Genomic DNA, 20,436 nt, shown 5'->3' on the forward strand with positions numbered 1-20,436 from the left:
TGAGGATTTCATTCCTCTATGTGTCCGGAGGCGAAAAATCCATTTCGAGATGTGTTGCTTCTTTGAGCAAGTCTGATATCCATGTTGCTCTAATTTTGTGCAAATCGATGCGCAGCCCGCTTGGCTCCGGATCAGTTTCTGGAACATACACAACGTTCCCAATAGAAATTGAGCAACCCGAAAAATGGGGTGTGTTCGCTCTATGAGCGATGACACCCTTAGCCTGCATGGGACGGTCGATGATCGTATTTCTGCGCCTCTTCTCAGATTGACATGGTCTCTGATGTTCCGGGGCGTGGCCTCAATCAAAATGGAGCATCCGGCGGATTGACGGCCCCGGATGTTTCGGGGAGCGGACTATGGACAGGACAATCAATGCGGGTTTTCAGCAGCCCCATGAATCCGGCATGCAGCGTTGGGGCAGGGAGATGGCCGCCGCGCTGACGCTCGGCTGGCCGCTGATCTTCACCAATCTTTCGCAGGCAGCATTGACCGCGACAGACGTTATCTTCATCGGCCGTCTTGGCGCGGATACGCTTGCCTCGGCCCTGCTGACGACGAGCTTCTATCACACGCTGATGATCTTCTCGATGGGGCTTGTCTCGGCCGTGATGCCGATGATCGCCATCGCGCTTGGCAAGAACCGCCATTCGGTGCGCGATGTGCGCCGTACTGTGCGTCAGGGTTTCTGGACCGCAATCATGATCGCGATTCCGGTCTGGATCGTGCTATGGCATTGCGAGGAGATTTTCCTGTTTCTCGGCCAGCGTCCGGACATTGCTGCCCGTTCGACCGATTTCATGCACACGCTGCAATGGGCGCTTCTGCCTTATCTCGGTTATATCGTTCTGCGCTCATTCTTTGCGGCCATGGAAAAGCCGATGTGGACGCTGTTGATCGCAGCGCTTGCCATCGGCTTCAATGCGCTTGCCGGTTGGACGCTGATTTTCGGCCATTTCGGCTTTCCGCGCATGGAACTGCACGGCGCCGGTATCGCCACCACAGCGTCAAGCACGATGATGTTCCTTGGACTTGCATTCATCACACTGCGTCATCGCCGTTTCCGCCGCTATCACCTGTTCGGTCGCTTCTGGCGTCCCGACTGGGCTCGCCTGCTCGAACTGTGGCGCATCGGCATTCCGATGGCGCTGACATTCGTGTTCGAAACCTCCATCTTCTATGCTGCCGTTGTCATGATGGGCCGCATCGGACCAACGGCGATGGCGGCTCACGCGGTGGCGATCCAGATCGCATCGCTCAGCTTCATGGTGCCACTCGGTTTCGGACAGGTTGCAACGGTGCGCGTGGGCAGGGCCTATGGTGCAGGCCATCCCAAGGCAATTGCCTATGCGGGCTGGAGCGCCTATGCCCTTGGCGTTGGTTTCATGTCTGTCACGGGACTGCTCATGATCCTCATTCCGCGCGTGTTCATCGGCGTTTTCCTCGATCTGCACGATCCGCAGAATCTGCCGGTGATGGAACTGGCCGTGACTTTCCTTGCGCTGGCAGCACTCTTCCAGATCGTTGACGGCGCGCAAGCCGTTGCCGCAGGCATGCTGCGCGGTTTGCGTGATACGCGCGTACCGATGTTTCTGGCGCTGTTCGGCTATTGGGGGGTGGGGCTGCCACTGGGTGCCTTGCTTGCATTCAAGTTCGAGCTCGGCGGCGTGGGTATCTGGCTCGGCCTTGCTGCCGGTCTCGGCATTGTCGCGGTGTTGATGACATTGCGGTGGCGCAGGCATCTTGCCCATGTCTCGGCGCATCCCGCCTGATAAAAAAGCCATACGACGTCACGTCGTATGGCTTTTGATCATAGTGCCGAGATTCACTTCGTCAGAGCGGTGATGCGATCAAGCGCTGCGCCGAAGCCTTTGAGCGAAACCTTGAAGGCGACAGGTTGGCTTGGGCTCAAGGCCGTCGTGGTGACGTTGATATTCGTGCCAGCCTTGAGCGCTGCAACCTGCTTTGCTTCAAAGCTTACTGGCGCCAGGCAACCCTGTGGTAGGCAGGTCGAGAAAGCGAGATTAGGTCCGGCAACATCATCGATCTTGAGTGAAGCGCCTTTTGCCAGGTCGAGACCGAATGGCATCAACAGAACGCCTTCGACCTTACCGGCAGTGTTATGCAATTCTGCAGTGAGCACGCGCTGGCCGGTCTGCGTGCTGCTCTGGTCCTGACGCATGACACAGATGCTTGTTTCCTTCTGGTTTTGACAGGAAACAGTCCAGTCCTGATAGGTCTCCTGAAGGGTGCTTGCTCCACCGGGAAGGGGAGCGGCCAGCGCTGGTGCGCCCGAAATGGCAGCGAACGTGAATGCAAGACCGATTGCGCGATAGCTTTTCATAAATAGATTCTCTCTGAAATTAATGAGTCCCAGAACCGTATACTCGGACGCGGTGTCCAAGAAAACATTATGGAGCATAAAATATTCGTGTCTTCAACTAGGATTTATTGTTTATATTTTAGTTATATAAATAGATATGAATATATTATTGGTTGTGCAGGCCTCTTTTTCTATGGGCAAGGTTTTGTTCATTGTCCCCTTTTCCTTGGGATGCGGGAACTTTAAAGTCACTAGGGTCAGGACTTACAAATTTGGTGACATGGTGTGAGGCCATCCGTTTGGATACGAGGAGAAAAGGCGAAGGAAATGTGGTTCATTTTCAAGCCTTTTTGACGCGGTAGCCAAGCGGATGGACCACATCCTTCGGACACCGAAATGCCAAGGCGGATGTTGGCGATCTGCCGCGTCGAACCGCTCGACCGGGGGCTCCCCCGTTCTTCGCGCCTCTCCTTGTATATTTGGTCATTTCAGATGCCATTGTTACCAAATTAGTAAGTCCTGACCCTAGATGACAAGTCGGATTGCCGACCGGGAGGAGAAAACGTGACGCTGCGCTATCAGATCGTTGCACTGGCGATTGTGCCGCTCATCGTGGCTATTCTGACGGTCACGGCCTTTATCACCTGGCAATCTGCAAATCTCGTGCAGAGCAGCATCGCGACCTTCGAGAAGAACATGCTCAAGGCCAAGGAAACCGAGCTGCTCAATCTCACCAATCTGGCGCTTTCCTCCATACAGCAGATTTACGATGAGGCTGGTCCCGACGATACCGCTGCCATGGAAAAGGTACGGGAGATTCTGACCTCGCTCGATTACGGTCGTGACGGTTATTTCTTCGTCTATGATTACGATGGCAACAATGTCGTCCATCCGCGCCAGACCTTTCGGCCCGGCCATAACTGGCTCAACCTTGTCGATCCCGATGGGGATCGCGTTATTGCCAACCTGATCGGCAAGGCGAAGGAAGGCGGAGGATTGCACCAGTATAAATGGGAAAAGCCATCCAGCGGCGAAATGGCCGACAAGCTCTCTTTTGCCGTTGGTCTGGATAAATGGAAATGGATGCTCGGAACGGGCGTCTATCTCGATGATGTCTATGTGCAGACGGCTGCCGCCAATGCGGATTTTCGCGCCAATATCCGCACGACCTTCCTCATTGTCAGTCTGATCGCCGTGCCTGCCGTGATGCTCGTTTTCGCAACCTGCATGCTGCTCAATCTGCGCGAGCGACGCATGGCCGACAACAAGCTGAAGGAGTTGGCGCAGCGCATCATCGACACGCAGGAAGAAGAACGAGCGCGTCTGGCGCGCGAGCTTCACGACGGTATTTCCCAAAATCTCGTCGGTGTTCGCTATGCCATCGATCTTGCAAGCCGTCAGGTGAGAATGGGCAGCGGAGGTGCGCCGCTTGCTATCGAGAAAGCATCGGATGCGCTTAATGGTGCGATCAAGGAGGTTCGGCGGCTTTCACATGATTTGCGCCCGCGCATTCTGGACGATCTTGGGCTGACGGTAGCTCTCAAAGCCCTGTGCGAGCATTTTTCGGAGCGAACCGGTATTGAAACGCAGCTGGAAGCAAGCGGACTGAACGAGACGTTAAAGCCGGAAGCAAGTACGGCGCTTTATCGCGTGGTGCAGGAAGCACTCACCAATGTCGAACGCCATTCTGGCGCCAGTCATGTAGGAATCCGGCTTTGGGGTTCAAATGGCAAGGTTACAATGACCGTTGCCGACGACGGCAATGGTTTCACCGCGCGTGATCTGAAGGATCAGTTGTCGGGATTGGGCTTGCGCAATATGCAGGAGCGAATGGCACATTTCGGCGGCGTGCTCTTGGTTGAAACCAGCGCAGATGGTACGCAACTCACCGCGCGTTTGCCGAAATCGGCAACAGAAAGAAGGCGGGAACCGGAAGTCGCATGACGAACCAATGCAAGATTCGCGTATTGCTCGTGGATAATCATCCGCTGGTGCTGGATGGTCTGCGCGCTGTGCTCGAAACCTATGACGATATCGATATTACAGGAGCGGCTTCCAATGCGCGAGCTGCACTGGAACTGGCGCTTTCCGTCAATCCCGACGTGGTTTTGATGGATATCAACATGCCGCTTCTCAATGGTATCGACGCTATCGAGCTGTTCAAGAAGCAATTGCCTGGCATTCGCATCCTCATGCTGTCCATGCATGATAGCCGCGAATATATCTCTACCTCCATCATGCGCGGGGCTTCCGGCTACGTGCTGAAGGATGTGTCGACGACTGAAATCGTCGCCGCCATTCATGCGGTCGCTTCGGGGGGGACATATTTCTCATCCGGTGTTTCGGAAGCACTGCTCGACAGCGGCGACAGGAAGTCGGAAGGCTTGTCTTTGCGTGAAAATGATGTGCTCGTGCTGGTGGCTGAAGGCGGAAGCAATCGGGAGATTGCGATGAATCTCGGCATTTCGGAAGCGACCGTTGAAACTCACCGCAAGAACATCAAGAAGAAGCTTGGAATTGGCAGCACAGCTGGGCTTACACGCTATGCCATCGAGAACCGGCTGCGCCTGTCTTCGCAGTAACCTGTATTCTTCCCAACCCCGCATAGCGCCTTACCCACTAATGGGTAGAGCTTTGTTTCTTAGAACTTTCGTCAACTTGCGACGTCGAATCGCCGGTCCTATCATCCGCTCCAAAACCGCTTGAGGAGGCGGAAAAGGAGGGGAGGAGCGATGTCAGTCTTGCTGGCGTTGTCGCGTGCTATCGACGCGGCCAATAATTTTATCGGAAAATCCGTGTCGTGGCTGATCCTGGTGGCGGTGCTCATCAGTGCGATCAACGCAGTCTCGCGCAAGCTGTTCAATCTCAGTTCGAACGCATGGCTGGAAGCGCAGTGGTATCTGTTCTCGGCGGTCTTCCTGATCGCAGCCGGATACACGCTTCTGCATAGCGAGCATGTGAAGGTCGATCTGCTCTACAGCCGCTATTCACGGCGAACCCAGCTTCTGGTCGAGATTTTCGGCACGATCTTTTTTCTCCTGCCTTTCTGCCTCATCACGATTTACCTCTCCTGGCCCATCGTGGCAGCCAAGATTGCCAGCGGTGAAACCTCCAACAATACGGGCGGACTGGTTTTATGGCCGGTCTGGATGCTGATCCCCATCGGCTTCGGCTTGCTCGCATTGCAGGGCATTTCCGAACTCATCAAGCGCATCGCCATCCTTCAAGGGCGGATACCGGACACGGTCGCCCTTGAAGATGCAGAAGCCCAGGCGCTCTGAGGGGAATGGATATGATTGCTTTTATTGCGGAAAATCTCGCGCCGTTGATGTTTCTGTCGCTGGTGGTCGTGTTGTTGCTCGGCTACCCTGTGGCTTTCGCACTGGCCTTTGTCGGTTTTGCCTTCGGTTTCGTCGGCATCGAAATGGGGCTTTTGCCGGTCAATCTGTTCGGAGCGATACCGGACCGCATCTTTGGGCAGATGTCGAACGAGACATTGCTTGCCATTCCGTTCTTTACGTTCATGGGGCTGATACTGGAGCGAAGCGGCATGGCAGAAGAACTGCTCGATACGATCGGGCAGCTTTTCGGACCGGTGCGTGGAGGGCTTGCTTTTGCGGTGATTATCGTCGGCGCACTTCTGGCTGCAACCACCGGCGTCGTTGCCGCTTCGGTGATTTCAATGGGGCTGATTTCGCTCCCGATCATGCTGCGCTACGGCTATGATCGCAAAGTGGCGAGCGGCACGATTGCCGCCTCAGGCACGCTGGCGCAAATCATTCCACCGAGCCTTGTTCTGATCGTTCTAGCCGACCAGCTCGGCCGTTCGGTTGGCGATATGTACAAGGGCGCGCTGGTCCCCGGCCTGCTGCTTGTCGGCTTCTACTGCGCTTTCATCATTGGCATGTCGATTTTCCGGCCTGATACGGTCCCGGCACTACCGCCTCAGGCTCGTACATTAAAGGGCTGGAAACTGGCGCAGAAAGTGGTGATTTCGCTTGTGCCGCCGCTCGTACTGATCTTCCTTGTTTTGGGAACGATCTTCATCGGTGTTGCGACCCCCACGGAAGGTGGAGCCATGGGCGCGGTCGGTGCGTTGCTTCTCGCCATCATCAACCGCCGTCTCAACATGACGATACTGACCTCGGCGCTCTACGCCACGGCAAAGCTCTCGTCTTTTGTTATCTTTATTCTGCTCGGCGCGCGCGTTTTCTCACTCACGTTCTATGGCGTCAACGGTCACGTCTGGGTCGAGCACCTGATGACGTCGATTCCCGGCGGTGAAGTGGGCTTCCTGATCGTCGCCAATATTCTGGTGTTCTTTCTGGCCTTCTTCCTCGACTATTTCGAGCTTGCCTTCATCATCATCCCGCTTCTGGCGCCGGTAGCCGACAGTCTGGGCATCGATCTGGTCTGGTTCGGCGTCATGCTGGCAGTCAACATGCAGACATCGTTCATGCATCCGCCATTCGGCTTCTCGCTGTTTTATCTGCGTTCGGTTGCTCCGTCCCGACCCTACAAGGACAAGGTGACTGGCGCGACCATCCAGCCGGTAACGTCCGGACAGATCTACATGGGTTCGATCCCGTTCCTGATAATCCAGCTTGTCATGGTCGGTATCATTATCAGCTTTCCGGGAATCGTCACTCACTACAAGAGCGGCCATCCGCAGGCTGACCCGGCATCGATCCAGATCAATGTGCCGATGCCCGATGCGGGCGGTGGAAATCCGTTTGGTGCGGCACCAGCACCTTTCGGTGCGCCGTCGCCGTCTACTGAGCCTCTGCCTGCGCCGTCATTCGGCTCACCGCAACCGAGCTTCGGACAGGACAAGGATCAACAGCAAAAGCCTGCGCAATGAGGGGAAAACGAGCATTGCGTAGGTTTCGATAAAACCAGAACATCTTAGGAGGAGACACATGAAACAGGATTTGAGCCGTCGCACATTTCTGACGAAGGGTGCTGCAATCGGCGCTGCCGCAGCGACAAGCGGAGCTGCTCTTGCAACTCCGGCAATCGCGCAGGAATTGCCGACGCTCCGCTGGCGTCTAACCTCGGGCTTCCCGAACAATCTGGACACCATCTATGGCGGCGCGGTCTTCATGGCAGACGCCGTATCAAAGATGACGGAGGGCAAGTTCCAGATACAGGTATTCCAGGCCGGTGAAATCGTGCCCGGCCCACAGGCGATCGATGCCGTGCAGGCGAATACGGTCGAAATGGCGCATACATGCGGCTATTACTTCACCGGCAAGAATCCAGCCTTCGCCATCGGCACGGCAATTCCTTTCGGCATGAACACCCGTCTGCAGAACGCCTGGCTTTATCATGGCGGCGGCAACGAGCTTTATAATGCGTTCCTCGCCGATTACGGCATTGTCGGCATTGTCGGCGGCAACACGGCAGCCCAGATGGGCGGCTGGTATCGCAAGGAAATCAAGAGTCTCGCGGATCTGAAGGGCCTGAAGATGCGCATTGCGGGCGTGGCTGGTGAAGTCATGTCGCGTCTCGGAGTCGTCCCGCAGCAGCTTCCCGGCGGTGACATCTATCCGTCGCTGGAGCGCGGCACAATTGATGCGGCTGAATGGGTCGGTCCGTATGACGACGAGAAGCTCGGCTTCTACCAGATCGCGCCTTATTATTATTATCCGGCTTTCTGGGAAGGTGGCGCCTCGGTGCACTTCTTCATCAACAAGCAGCAATATGAAAGCCTGCCGGAAGCCTACAAGGTGGCGCTGAATACAGCGGCTGAAGCCGCGACTCAGAACATGATCGCACTTTACGATGTGAAGAACACCGCGGCGATTCGTTCTCTCGTGTCGAAAGGGGTCAAGTTGCAGCCCTTGCCGCGAGACGTTCTGGACGCCGCCTACAAGGTCGCATTCGAACTCTATGCGGAATACAACGAGAAGAATCCGGCCTGGGCGAAAATCTATCCGAGCTGGAAAAAGTTCCGCGACGAGGGCTTCGAATGGTTCCGGGTCGCCGAGTATACCTATGACAGCTATGTCTATGCGCAACAGGCCGCAGGAAAATAACGCCGATATCACAATAGGTTACGAAGTGAGCGGGGCTGTTTCAGCCCCGTTTTCTTTTGGTTTCATTGTATTAGCGTTGCCACAGAAGCAATCATGTAATTGCTAATGATAAGTAATATGGTAATTATTGTTGGTGATATTAAATAATAAATAAATAGCTATAAAGTAAAGCAATTTATAATTAGTGTCTTAATTGGCACAGTGGCCAATCTGTGTCTGATTTATGCTTAAAATTGGAATTGATGTATTTGGTTGATCCATTCTAAGAGGCCTCGTCTGAAAATTTCTGGAGGCAATGAAATGAAGATCAAGAGCTTGTTGTTCGGTTCGGCTGCGGCACTGGTTGCAACCACGGGCGCATATGCTGCGGACACCGTCGTGACGCCGGAACCGGAATCTGTTGAATATGTTCGCGTCTGCGACGCCTATGGTGCGGGATATTTCTATATTCCAGGCACCGAAACCTGCCTGCGTGTATCCGGCTATGTTCGTTACGACGCTACGGGCGGCGACAATGTCTACGGCCGTGGCTTCGTTGATCGCAACGGTAGCGTTGATACGCGCCGCAATTCTTGGGATAACAAGGCTCGTTTTACGCTGCGTCTCTCTACTGCTTCGGAAACCGAACTTGGCACTTTGAAGACCTTTGCCGAAACCCGTTACGATTGGGGCAATGGTGTTGAGGGTTCCTCCGGTTCGCTGCGCTTTGCCTATATCCAGCTTGGCGGCCTGCGTGTCGGTCTTGATGAATCGGCCTTTGTCACCTTTCCGGGCTACCTCGGTGATGTCATCAACGATGACGTCATCCTCGCTGGCGGCTATCGCACGGGCCTGATCAGCTATACCTTTACCGGTGGCAATGGCTTCTCCGCCATTCTGTCGCTCGAACAGGGCAACAATGTCGATACGGACGGCAAGTACGGCTATGATGGCGTCATCAAGGATTACACGCCGCATGTTGTCGGTGGCCTGAAGTATGAAGGTGGCTGGGGCAAGATTGCAGGTGTTGCAGCATATGACGCTCGCAACGAAGAATGGGCCGGCAAGGTTCGCGCCGACGTGAACGTTACGGACCGCTTCTCGGTCTGGGCCATGGGCGGTTACAAGTCCAACAAGGACCAGTACATCAACGCGACCAATGGCAATGGCGACGTGATTGGTCCCGTTCGCGCGATCAGCAGCTTCTACGGCACCTGGGGTGGCGATTGGGCTGTCTGGGGCGGTGCGGCATTCAAGGCTACCGACAAGGCCGTCATTAATGCGCAGGTCGCCTATGATGGCACCAGCACTTTCGCAGCCACTGCCAACGTGGCCTACGAAATGGTTCCGGGTTTCACGGTTACGCCGGAAGTCTCCTATACCAAGTGGAGCGACAGCAAGTCCTATCTTAACGGCAAGGATGCCGTTCAGGGCATGATCCGTTTCCAGCGCTCGTTCTAATTGCATCTGGAACCCGCACTAATGCCGATCTGGGAGGCCGGTTCCGGCCTCCCGGTTTTGCCTGAAAATTAAAACAAACAGTTCATCCCGATATACTGCTTGATAGTTAGGCTTAAGGTTTACTATTCGTGTGCGATATTGAACCGAAGAAATATGATTAAAGAATAAAATGCATTTTAGTTTATCTGTTATTGATATAACAAAATTGTAATTTGCATTCCGTTATATCTGTACTATTTTTAAAGAACCATTCGATAGCGTAGAAGGACTGCGTTGTTTATAAATCTGATCTCCAGTCGGAAGAATGGTACGGCGAGCTTCGGCTCGCCGTTTTTGTTTTTAGAGCACGCCCCGAAAAGTTTGAAACGATTTTGGGATTAAGACATGCAAAAAAGCAATGAGATAGAGCGGTTCCGTTTTTAACCGGAGCGCCTTAGGCCGATCATCTGGCCAGAAATGATAAAGGCCGGATTGATCCGGCCTTTATCATTATCTGAGTACATTTGACGATATGATCTGATCTTCGATCAGTTTGCTCTCCTATCGGGAGAGCTTCATATGACGGTTGACATCCTTGTAGAGCAGGTATCGGAACTTGCCGGGACCACCAGCATAACAGGCCTGCGGACAGAAGGCGCGCAGCCACATGAAATCGCCTGCTTCCACTTCCACCCAGTCCTGATTGAGCCGATAAACTGCCTTGCCTTCCAGCACGTAAAGCCCGTGTTCCATGACGTGGGTTTCCGCAAATGGAATGACGCCGCCCGGCTCCAGGGTCACGATGGTGACATGCATGTCATGGCGCAGATCGTTCGGATCGACAAAGCGGGTCGTTGCCCAGGCGCCGTTGGTGTCCGGCATCGGGTTGGGCGCGATATCCTTTTCGTTGAGGAATAGGGGGTCGGGAACATCAAGCCCGTCGACATATTCATATGCCTTGCGCACCCAATGGAACCGCGCTGTTGCCGCGCCATTGTTGCGGAGCGTCCAGCCGCTCTTCGGTGGCAGATAGGCATAGCCGCCTTCGGTCAGCGTGTGTGTCTTGCCTGCCACGGTGACGGCAATCTCACCCTCAACAACGAACAGCACACCTTGCGCGCTTTCATCCAGCTCGGCACGGTCGCTGCCGCCACCTGGCTGCACTTCCATGATGTATTGCGAGAAGGTCTCTGCAAAGCCAGAAAGGGGGCGCGCAATCACCCAAAGCCGCGTCTTGTCCCAGAAGGGAAGGAAGCTCGTTACGATATCGCTGAACGTGCCCTTTGGGATCACTGCATAGGCTTCGGTGAACATGGCACGATCGGTGAGGAGTTGGGTCTGCGGCGGCAGTCCGCCAGTCGGTGCATAATAGGTGCGATTGTTCTTGTCGTTGCCCATATGGGGAATTCCTTATGTGAGAACCTGAGCAATCACGGCGAAACAGGTACCGTGAAATCATCAAATGAGAGCGCCCGGAAGCCGACCTTCCAGACGCTGGGGATCAGTAAAGCGCTTCCGGCAGAATATCCTTGAGGCGCAGGAGGGCGATGCGCTCCACCTGAGCACAGGCCGTTTCAAATTCCGTGTCGCGGTCGTTGGAAACCCGGCGCCGGAAAGCGTCGAGGATTTCCTTCTTGTTGCGACCCTTCACGGCAATGATGAACGGAAAGCCGAACTTCGCGGTATAGGCGTCGTTCAGTTCGGTGAAAGCCTGCTTTTCCGCATCAGTCAGTGCATCGAGACCGGCCCCGGCCTGTTCGGCGGTCGATTCCGCGGTCAGCCGCTTGGCCTGCGCAAGCTTGCCGGCGAGATCCGGATGCGCCTTCAAGACCGCAAGCCGTTCATCCGCCGAGGCCGCGCGAAATGCCTTCGTCATCGCGGAAGCTAGGCCGGATGCAGTGTCTTCTTCCGGGGTGAAACCGGCATCATATGCACGCTCGGCGATCCACGGCGAATGCTCGAAAATGCCGCCATAACGCGCGACGAACTCATCCTTGCCTGCTTTCGAAGGCATGACATCGGCAGCGACCGGCTTATAGTTTTCATGCCAGTGGCGGGCAATGTCGATACGTTTGGCGACCCAGACCCTTTCATGGCTTTGCACATAGTCGAGGAACCGCTCAAGCGCGGCCACACGGCCCGGACGACCAACAAGGCGGCAATGCAGGCCGATGGACATCATCTTCGGCGAACCTTCCGCGCCTTCGCGGTAGAGTACGTCGAAGGTATCCTTCAGGTAGGTGTAGAACTGATCGCCGGAATTGAAGCCCTGCGGAGTCGCAAAGCGCATGTCGTTTGCATCCAGCGTATAGGGTACGATCAGGTGCGGTCCCTTCGGACCTTCAACCCAGTAAGGCAGCTCATCGGCATAGGAGTCGGCGGAATAGAGAAAGCCGCCTTCTTCCATCACCAGTTTCAGCGTGTTGTCGGAAGGCTTGCCCTGATAGATGCCGAGCGGGCGCGAGCCGGTAAGTTCGGTATGGAGGCGAACCGCATCGCGGATGTGCTCGCGTTCGATCTCTTCGGGAACGTCCTTATATTCCCACCAGCGCAATCCGTGGCTGGCGATTTCCCAGTCGGCTTCCTTCATCGCTGCAACGGCTTCCGGGTTGCGCGCCATGGCAAGCGTTACGCCATAGACGGTGACGGGCATGTTACGGCGGGTGAAGGCGCGCCACAGGCGCCAGAAGCCGGAGCGTGCGCCATATTCATAGATGGATTCCATATTGAGGTTGCGTTGGCCCTTCCAGGGCTGCGCGCCGACAATCTCGGAAAGGAGACATTCGGAGGACGGATCACCGTCAAGAATGCAGCATTCGCCGCCTTCCTCGTAGTTCACGACGAACTGAACAGCGATATTGGCTCCGCCCGGCCAGCGCGGATCTGGCGTGTTGCGTCCATAGCCGACGAGATTGCGCGGATATTTCATTGCGGGTCTTCCCTCGTTTTCGTTCGTTTTACCCATGATAATAAAGATTTATCGCTATTATTCCCCTTCAAAAATTTGAAAGACATCCAACGATAACCATCTTTCACAATGAGAAGGATCGCGAAATACTGAATGCTGGGAACATGGTGTGGTTTGCGGCCCCCACAGCCAATGGCGACGTTGGGCCGAAATAAACCACCGGAAATCAAAAGCTTGTAACATTTTCCAGTCTACTTGATTAGAGAATCAGCAAGCTGCAGGAGTGCAAATGGGTCAGGAAAAGAGCGGTAATGGCCGGTTGACGACGCATGTCCTCGACACGGTAAGCGGCAAACCGGCTGCAAATCTGCGCATCGAATTGCGTCGCGTCGAGAATCAGCAGGCCGAACCGATCCGGGAAATTCGCACCAATGACGATGGCCGTTGCAGCGAGCCGTTGCTGTCGGGCGAGAATCTGCGGACCGGCTCCTACGAGCTTCTGTTCCACGTCGGCGAGTATTTCGGCAAGACCGATGATGCCATTCCGTTCCTCGATGTTGTCCCACTGCGCTTTGGCATTTCCGATGAAAAAGCGCATTATCATGTACCGCTTCTCGTTTCGCCGTTTTCCTATTCCACCTATCGCGGGAGCTAAGCGCCATGAACCAGTCAGTGCACCAGTCCGTGCGACATACGATCCGCTTTCTTCTGAACGGTGAAAAGATCGAACTCGACCGTGTTTCCCCGACCGAAACGCTGCTCGACTATCTGCGGCTGTCCGCCAAACTGCGCGGCACCAAGGAAGGTTGCGGCGAAGGCGATTGCGGCGCATGCACGGTGCTGGTCGGCAAGATTTCCAACGGCAAGCTCGTTTACGAGAGCGTCAATGCCTGCATCCGCTTCATGGGTTCGCTGGATGGCTGCCATGTGGTGACCATCGAGCATCTGCGCGGGGCCGACGGCGATCTGCATCCGGTGCAAAAGGCGATGATCGAGTTCCATGGCTCGCAATGCGGCTTCTGCACGCCGGGCTTTGTCATGTCGCTCTACGCCTTGTGGATGCGCGAACCGAAGCCTGCCGATACGCAGATTGAGAAAGCCTTGCAGGGCAATCTTTGCCGCTGCACGGGCTATGAGGCGATCATGCGCGCCGCCCGCATCATTTCCGACTATGGTACGGTCATGGAAGACCCGCTTGCAGCCGAGCGCGCCCATGTTCTTGAACAGCTGACCGCCATGCATGACGGCGTGCGGGTGGAAGTGGGCGAAGGCAAGGATCGCCTGATTGTGCCCGGTGATATCGATGATTTCGCCACCATTTTGGCGGCGGAGCCGAAGGCAACCATCGTTGCTGGTTCCACCGATGTGGGCCTGTGGGTCACCAAGATGATGCGCGATATTTCCCCGGTCGTCTTCATCGGTCATCTGGAGGAGCTGCGTTCCATCCGCGAGGAAAACGGTGTCGTTACCATCGGCGCAGGTGTGACCTACACAGAAGCGTTCGGATTTCTCGCCAGAAGCATCCCGCAGCTCGGGAGCCTCATCAACCGTATCGGCGGCGAGCAGGTGCGTAATATGGGAACCATCGGCGGCAATATCGCCAATGGTTCGCCAATTGGCGACACGCCGCCGCCGCTGATCGCGCTCAATGCAAAGCTGACGCTTCGCAAAGGGGCGGAGCGCCGCACCATACCTCTGGAAGAGTTCTTTATCGCTTATGGCAAGCAGGATCGCCAGCCCGGCGAGTTTGTCGAGGCCGTGCATGTGCCGGTGCCGCGCGAAGGTAGCCATTTTGCCATTTACAAAGTGTCGAAGCGTTACGAGGAAGACATTACGGCGACGCTGGGTAGCTTCTATCTGACGCTCGACGCAGCCGGCAATGTGGAAACAATTCGCATCGCCTATGGCGGCATGGCCGCAACGCCGAAGCGCGCCAGCGCGGTGGAAGCCGAACTGACGGCCAAGCCCTGGACCGAGGCTACGGTTGAAGCGGCATTGGAAGTCTATTCACAGGACTATACGCCCTTGAGCGATATGCGCGCGACAGCGGATTACCGGTTGCTCGCGGCGCGCAATCTGTTGCGGCGTTTCTTCGCCGAAACGGAAGGCAGTTACACGCCGCTGCGTGCGGCTGAAATCGCGGCGGCGTGAGGAGGCAATCATGAACAAGCATCCTGCAAACGCATTGAAAGCTGCCCGCATTGTCGGCGGCGTCGCGACCGACCAGAAGCACGATTCCGCGCACAAGCATGTGACGGGAACGGCTGTCTATATTGACGATATACCGGAGCCCGAAGGCACGTTGCATATCGGGGTCGGCTATTCCTCCGTCGCACATGGATCATTCAAGTCGATTGATTTGTCGGCAGTGCGCGCCGCTCCCGGTGTGGTCGACGTGCTGACCTACAAGGACGTGCCTGGCGAAAACGATGTTTCGCCATCGGGCATGCATGACGACCCGATCTTTGCCGTCGACAAGGTCGAGTTCCATGGCCAGCCGATCTTTGCGGTTATCGCGAAAACCCGCGATCAGGCGCGCCGCGCTGCCCGTCTGGCGAAGATCGAATATGAGGAAGCAGCGGGCATTTATTCCATCGATGCGCTGGACGGTCTGAAGGACCGGCTTGTCACCACGCCATTGACGCTGAAGCGCGGCGATGCACGTGCGGCCATAGACGCCGCGCCGCACCGTATCAAGAACCGCATGTATCTTGGCGGGCAGGATCATTTCTATCTGGAAGGCCAGGTTTCGCTTGCTATTCCCGGCGAGGATGAAGACGTCACCGTCTATTGCTCCACGCAAGGACCGAGCGAAACGCAGCATCTGGTTGCCCATGCGCTGGGCGTGCCGAGCCATTCCGTGACGGTGGAAGTGCGCCGGATGGGTGGTGGCTTCGGCGGCAAGGAAACACAGGCCAACCAATGGGCGGCCATTGCAGCCATTGCGGCCAAAAAGCACAAGCGCGCCATGAAGATCAGGCTCGACCGCGACGAGGACATGACCTCAACCGGCAAGCGCCACGGCTTTGTCATCGACTATGAAGTCGGCTTCGACGATGACGGCAATATTCTGGGCATCGATTATCTGTTTGCCCTCAATGCCGGTTTCTCGGCAGACCTTTCCGGGCCGGTCGGCGACCGCGCATTGTTTCACTGCGATAATGCCTATTTCTTCCCGGCAGTTCATGCGCAGTCGGCACCGCTTTACACGAACACCGTGTCGAATACGGCATTTCGCGGTTTTGGCGGCCCGCAGGGCATGGTTGGTGCTGAACGCGTCATCGATGAAGTGGCTTTCGCTGTCGGCAAGGATCCGCTCGAAATCCGCAAGCGCAATTTCTACGACGAGATGGGTAAGGATGGGACGCGCAACGTCACCCCCTATCATCAGAAGGTCGAAGATTGCATTATTCAGCGCATCGTTGCGGAACTTGAGGAAAGTTCCGATTACGCAAAGCGCCGCGAAGCAATCCGCGAATTCAACGCGAAAAGCCGTTATGTGAAACGCGGCATGGCGTTGACGCCGGTGAAATTCGGCATTTCCTTCACCAAGACGGAGTCCAACCAGGCTGGCGCTCTGGTGCATGTCTATAATGACGGCTCGGTGCATATGAACCATGGCGGCACGGAAATGGGGCAGGGGCTCCATATGAAAGTGGCGCAGGTCGTGGCCGAGGAATTCCAGATCGACATCGACCGCGTGAAGATCACCGCGACGACGACCGCCAAGGTGCCGAACACGGCGCCGACGGCAGCTTCTTCCGGTGCCGATCTCAACGGGATGGCTGCACAGGATGCTGCTCGCCAGATCAAGAAGCGTCTCATCCATTTTGCGGCACAGCAATATCAGGTGCCGGAAGATCAGGTCGTGTTTCTTCCCAACCGGGTTCGCATCGGCAATCAGGAAATCAGCTTCAACGATCTCGTAAAGCAGGCCTTTATCGGCCGCGTGCAGCTATCGGCGGCAGGTCACTACAAGACGCCGAAAATCCACTGGGACCGTGCCAAGGGCCGGGGCCATGCCTTCTATTACTATGCTTACGGAGCAGCCTGTTCCGAAGTTTCCGTCGATACTCTGACTGGCGAATATGTGGTGGAGCGCACCGATATTCTGCATGATACCGGGCGTTCCCTGAACCGCGCCATCGATATCGGTCAGGTTGAAGGCGGCTTCGTGCAGGGTATGGGCTGGCTGACGACCGAGGAGCTTGTGTGGGACGACAAGGGGCGGCTTCGCACCCATGCGCCTTCCACCTACAAGATTCCGTTGGCGTCTGACCGGCCCAAGATCTTCAATGTCGCGCTGACCGACTGGTCCGAGGCTTATGAGCCGACGATCCATCGTTCCAAGGCTGTCGGCGAACCGCCGCTGCCGCTTGGGCTGTCGGTGCTGCATGCCCTGGCCGATGCCGTCGCCAGCGTGGCCGATCACAAGGTCTGCCCGCGTCTCGATGCGCCTGCAACACCGGAACGTGTGCTGATGGCCATCGAACGGCTCCGCAAGCAAAAGGGCTAGGACGATGCCGGGTGCACGCGACGATATCCGGGCTTTTCTCAACCGGCGTCCCGACAGTGTGCTGGTTGAAGTCACCGATGTGAAAGGCTCTGCGCCCCGCGATGCCGGGGCATGGATGCTGGTTGCCCGCGATATGATCTTCAGGACCATCGGCGGCGGTCAGCTCGAATATATGGCGATCGACCATGCCCGGAAAATACTGCTCGGTGGCAGGGACACACCGATGGATGTGCCACTCGGCCCTGAAATCGGCCAGTGCTGCGGCGGACGGGTGGGCCTGAGCTTCAGGCGTGTCAGCCGTGGGCTCACCGACGAGCTTGTCAGCAAGGTCGATGCGGAAATAGCCACGCGCCCGCACGTCTATGTCTTCGGCGCGGGCCATGTTGGCGATGCGCTGGCGAATGCGCTTTCGTTTACGCCTGTCCGGGTTGTTCTGGTGGATACGCGGGAAGCAGAGCTGATGGCCTGCGATGTGCCGGGTGTAGAAACCTGTCTTTCGGCGATGCCCGAGCAGGTGGTGCGCTCCGCGCCGCCGGGCAGCGCTTTCATCGTCCTCACCCATGACCATGCGCTGGATTTTCTCATCGTCACGGAGGCTTTGCAGCGGCGCGATGCCGTCTATGTCGGCATGATCGGCTCGAAGACCAAAAAAGCGACTTTCAAAAATTGGTTGAAACGGGAAGTCGGTAACGACAATCTTTTTAAAAATCTGATCTGTCCCGTTGGTGGGGCAGTTGTGAAGGACAAGAGACCGGAAGTCATTGCGGCATTGGCCGCAGCCGAAGTTCTGACGGCAGTTCTGACTTCCGTACGTGTCTCGCAACCCGCCTGATCAGGCGGGTTTTTCTTTGAGTATTTTCAGCAAAGGCGCGAAACCGTTTCGCGCAATACAATAATTGAAAACAAAGGTTTAGAGCGGTTTTAGCCGCCCTAAACCAAAGCCTCGCGGATCAATCGCTGGCACCGTTCCGTCATGAAATCGATGATCAGACGCACCTTTGGATCCTGAAAGCGCTTGTGCGGGTAAATCGCAGCAAGCTGGATCGGCGCAGGTGGCGTGCTTTCGAGGATGGGGACCAGCCGTCCGTCGCGGATATATTCCTTCACTTCGAACAGCGGCTTGTTGATGATGCCGCGTCCACCGAGCGCCCATTGCGTCAATACGTCGCCGTCATCCGAGTCATATGGCCCGGTAACTTCGAACTTGCGCAAGCCTTCCGCCGTCTGCAGCGACCAGTAATATTCCTTCGAGCCCGGAAAACGCAGCAGAAGGCAATCATGCTTGTCGCCAAGCAATTCGTCCGGCGACTGCGGAACCCCATGTTTTTCCAGATATTCAGGCGCAGCACAGATCACGCGCTCGCAATTCATGATGCCACGCATGCGCAGGTTCGAATTCTCCAGAACACCGAGCTTGAAAGCAACGTCGACGCCTTCGCTCATGATGTCGACTTCATGATCGGACAAGCGAAGCCGCACTTCGATGTCTGGATATTTGTCGTGAAACTCCGGAATCCCTGATGCAATCAGCCGTCTTCCGAAGCCAAGTGGGGCTGTGATGCGAATCGATCCCTTCGGATTCTTCGCCAATTCCGCCACAGCCGCTTCCGCTTCATCCACGGCTTCGAGGATTTTCAATGCTCCGTCGTAGAATACGCGACCGTGTTCTGTCGGCGTGAGCTTGCGCGTCGTCCGGTTGAAGAGCCTGACCCCCAGGTGCTTCTCCAACTCCTTGATTCGATTGCTTGCAACCGCTGGCGATGCGCGCTGGTCGCGACCCGCCGCAGATAGATTTCCCAATTCGACAACGCGCACAAAAACGCGCAGATTATCAAGATATGACATACGTCCCCTCCACGATTGTCTAGATTTTTTTGAAAGTGCTGGTCGTGATGTGACGTTCCCTGAACCTGATTCCTTTGGCACATAATGCAACAACGAACAATGGGGCCCAAAATTGGGTCAAGAAATGAGCCGAGAAATGGGAGTACCTGATGTATGATTTCGCTGTAGCCTGGGACTGGCTGGGCTTCGCAGCGCGGTGGCTGCATGTGATTACCGCGATTGCGTGGATCGGCTCGTCCTTTTACTTCATTGCGCTTGATCTGGGTTTGCGCCAGCGTCCCGGCTTGCCGGAAGGTGCGCATGGTGAGGAATGGCAGGTCCATGGTGGTGGCTTCTATCACATCCAGAAATATCTGGTTGCGCCTGCCGAAATGCCGGAACACCTGACCTGGTTCAAATGGGAATCCTACGCCACCTGGCTGTCGGGTTTCACGCTGCTCTGCATCGTTTATTACGCCGGAGCTGATCTTTACCTGATCGATCCGAATGTTCTCGATGTCTCGCGCCCCGTCGCCATCGGCATTTCGATCGCTTCGCTGGCCTTTGGCTGGATTGCCTACAACACGATCTGCAAGCTCATGCTCGGCAAAAGCGATACGCTGCTGATGGTGATGCTCTATGTCGTGCTTGTGTTTGTTGCCTGGGGCTATACGCATCTGTTCACCGGACGCGCAGCCTTCCTGCATCTTGGCGCTTTCACCGCGACGGTTATGTCTGCCAATGTGTTCATGGTCATCATTCCGAACCAGAAGATCGTGGTGGCGGATCTGATCGCAGGCCGCAAGCCGGACCCGAAGTACGGCAAGATCGCCAAGCAGCGCTCGACGCATAACAACTATCTGACGCTGCCTGTTCTGTTCCTGATGCTGTCGAACCACTATCCGCTGGCTTTCGGGACGCAATTCAACTGGATCATCGCCTCGCTGGTGTTCCTGATGGGCGTCACGATCCGCCACTGGTTCAACACGCAGCACGCCCGCAAGGGCAGTCCGACCTGGACCTGGCTGGTCACGGTGATCCTGTTCATCATCATCATCTGGCTGTCGACAGTGCCGAAAGTTCTGACCGGTGAGCCGGAAGAACAGAAGGTCTCGGCATTGCAGCAATCTTTTATCTCGGACCCGCACTTTGAAAAAGTGCGGGATACCGTTCTCGGGCGCTGCGCCATGTGTCACGCCAAGGAGCCAGGCTGGGAAGGCATCATTGCACCGCCCAAGGGTGTCGTGCTGGACACCGACCGCGATATCGCGGCCCATGCGCGTGAAATCTATCTGCAGGCAGGCCGCTCGCATGCCATGCCGCCCGCCAATGTCACCGGCGTGAGCGAGGAAGAGCGCCAGCTTCTTGCCTCCTGGTACCAGTCTGCCACGCAAGGCCCGAAATAAGG

Annotated in this window: 16 protein-coding genes; 12 read left to right on the forward strand and 4 right to left on the reverse strand. The window is 56.1% G+C overall.

Annotation, left to right across the window (positions count from 1 at the left end):
* Positions 1–359: 359 nt before the first annotated feature.
* Positions 360–1,772: an MATE family efflux transporter gene (locus HWX93_RS08685; RefSeq protein ID WP_109986061.1), complete on the forward strand. Its 1,413-nt coding sequence runs from the start codon at positions 360–362 to the stop codon at positions 1,770–1,772.
* A gap of 53 nt (positions 1,773–1,825) precedes the next feature.
* Here the strand turns inward: HWX93_RS08685 and HWX93_RS08690 are convergent, their stop codons facing one another.
* Entirely contained in the window at positions 1,826–2,344 is a 519-nt protein-coding gene (locus HWX93_RS08690; protein ID WP_109986062.1) for an invasion associated locus B family protein, read from the reverse strand.
* Positions 2,345–2,887: 543 nt separating this feature from the next.
* Here HWX93_RS08690 and HWX93_RS08695 point away from each other — a divergent pair.
* The 6 genes from HWX93_RS08695 (at position 2,888) to HWX93_RS08720 (ending at position 9,801) form a co-directional block, all read left to right on the forward strand.
* The gene (locus tag HWX93_RS08695) at positions 2,888–4,267 is read left to right on the forward strand and encodes a cache domain-containing protein (RefSeq protein ID WP_109986063.1); all 1,380 of its coding nucleotides are present in this window, start codon (positions 2,888–2,890) and stop codon (positions 4,265–4,267) included.
* Entirely contained in the window at positions 4,264–4,905 is a 642-nt protein-coding gene (locus HWX93_RS08700) for a response regulator transcription factor (RefSeq protein ID WP_109986064.1), read from the forward strand. Before HWX93_RS08695 ends, HWX93_RS08700 begins: the two co-directional genes overlap by 4 nt.
* Before the next feature lie 150 nt (positions 4,906–5,055).
* Positions 5,056–5,604, forward strand: a complete 549-nt coding sequence (locus HWX93_RS08705; protein ID WP_109986065.1) for a TRAP transporter small permease subunit — start codon at positions 5,056–5,058, stop codon at positions 5,602–5,604.
* Between the two features lie 11 nt (positions 5,605–5,615).
* Positions 5,616–7,184, forward strand: coding sequence for a TRAP transporter large permease (locus HWX93_RS08710; RefSeq protein ID WP_109986267.1), 1,569 nt, complete (start codon positions 5,616–5,618; stop codon positions 7,182–7,184).
* Between the two features lie 58 nt (positions 7,185–7,242).
* Positions 7,243–8,361 carry a TRAP transporter substrate-binding protein gene (locus tag HWX93_RS08715; RefSeq protein ID WP_109986066.1) on the forward strand — a complete coding sequence of 373 codons (1,119 nt, stop codon included), beginning with the start codon at positions 7,243–7,245 and terminating at the stop codon, positions 8,359–8,361.
* Positions 8,362–8,661: 300 nt separating this feature from the next.
* Positions 8,662–9,801 carry a porin gene (locus HWX93_RS08720; protein ID WP_109986067.1) on the forward strand — a complete coding sequence of 380 codons (1,140 nt, stop codon included), beginning with the start codon at positions 8,662–8,664 and terminating at the stop codon, positions 9,799–9,801.
* 540 nt (positions 9,802–10,341) lie between these two features.
* Here the strand turns inward: HWX93_RS08720 and HWX93_RS08725 are convergent.
* Both HWX93_RS08725 and puuE read right to left on the reverse strand, forming a co-directional pair.
* Positions 10,342–11,178: a bifunctional allantoicase/(S)-ureidoglycine aminohydrolase gene (locus tag HWX93_RS08725; protein WP_109986068.1), complete on the reverse strand. Its 837-nt coding sequence runs from the start codon at positions 11,176–11,178 to the stop codon at positions 10,342–10,344.
* A gap of 103 nt (positions 11,179–11,281) precedes the next feature.
* Positions 11,282–12,709, reverse strand: coding sequence for an allantoinase PuuE (gene puuE / locus HWX93_RS08730; RefSeq protein ID WP_109986069.1), 1,428 nt, complete (start codon positions 12,707–12,709; stop codon positions 11,282–11,284).
* A gap of 268 nt (positions 12,710–12,977) precedes the next feature.
* Here puuE and uraH point away from each other — a divergent pair, with 268 nt between their 5' ends.
* From uraH to xdhC, 4 genes are read left to right on the forward strand one after another with little or no spacing between them, the layout of a single operon-like run.
* A complete protein-coding gene (uraH, locus tag HWX93_RS08735; protein WP_109986070.1) occupies positions 12,978–13,343 on the forward strand; it encodes a hydroxyisourate hydrolase in 366 nt (121 codons plus the stop codon).
* Positions 13,344–13,360: 17 nt separating this feature from the next.
* A complete protein-coding gene (gene xdhA, locus HWX93_RS08740) occupies positions 13,361–14,839 on the forward strand; it encodes a xanthine dehydrogenase small subunit (RefSeq protein WP_176037287.1) in 1,479 nt (492 codons plus the stop codon).
* Positions 14,840–14,849: 10 nt separating this feature from the next.
* Positions 14,850–17,204 carry a xanthine dehydrogenase molybdopterin binding subunit gene (gene xdhB, locus HWX93_RS08745; RefSeq protein WP_109986072.1) on the forward strand — a complete coding sequence of 785 codons (2,355 nt, stop codon included), beginning with the start codon at positions 14,850–14,852 and terminating at the stop codon, positions 17,202–17,204.
* A 4-nt stretch (positions 17,205–17,208) separates the two neighbouring features.
* Positions 17,209–18,036 carry a xanthine dehydrogenase accessory protein XdhC gene (gene xdhC / locus HWX93_RS08750; protein WP_109986073.1) on the forward strand — a complete coding sequence of 276 codons (828 nt, stop codon included), beginning with the start codon at positions 17,209–17,211 and terminating at the stop codon, positions 18,034–18,036.
* A gap of 98 nt (positions 18,037–18,134) precedes the next feature.
* On the opposite strand, the gene HWX93_RS08755 is transcribed toward xdhC, so the two are convergent.
* Positions 18,135–19,049: a LysR family transcriptional regulator gene (locus HWX93_RS08755; RefSeq protein WP_109986074.1), complete on the reverse strand. Its 915-nt coding sequence runs from the start codon at positions 19,047–19,049 to the stop codon at positions 18,135–18,137.
* 149 nt (positions 19,050–19,198) lie between these two features.
* Between HWX93_RS08755 and HWX93_RS08760 the strand changes: the two genes are divergently transcribed.
* A complete protein-coding gene (locus HWX93_RS08760) occupies positions 19,199–20,434 on the forward strand; it encodes a urate hydroxylase PuuD (RefSeq protein ID WP_109986075.1) in 1,236 nt (411 codons plus the stop codon).
* Positions 20,435–20,436 lie beyond the last annotated feature (2 nt).

The organism is Brucella tritici (assembly GCF_902825325.1).
GTDB lineage: Bacteria > Pseudomonadota > Alphaproteobacteria > Rhizobiales > Rhizobiaceae > Brucella.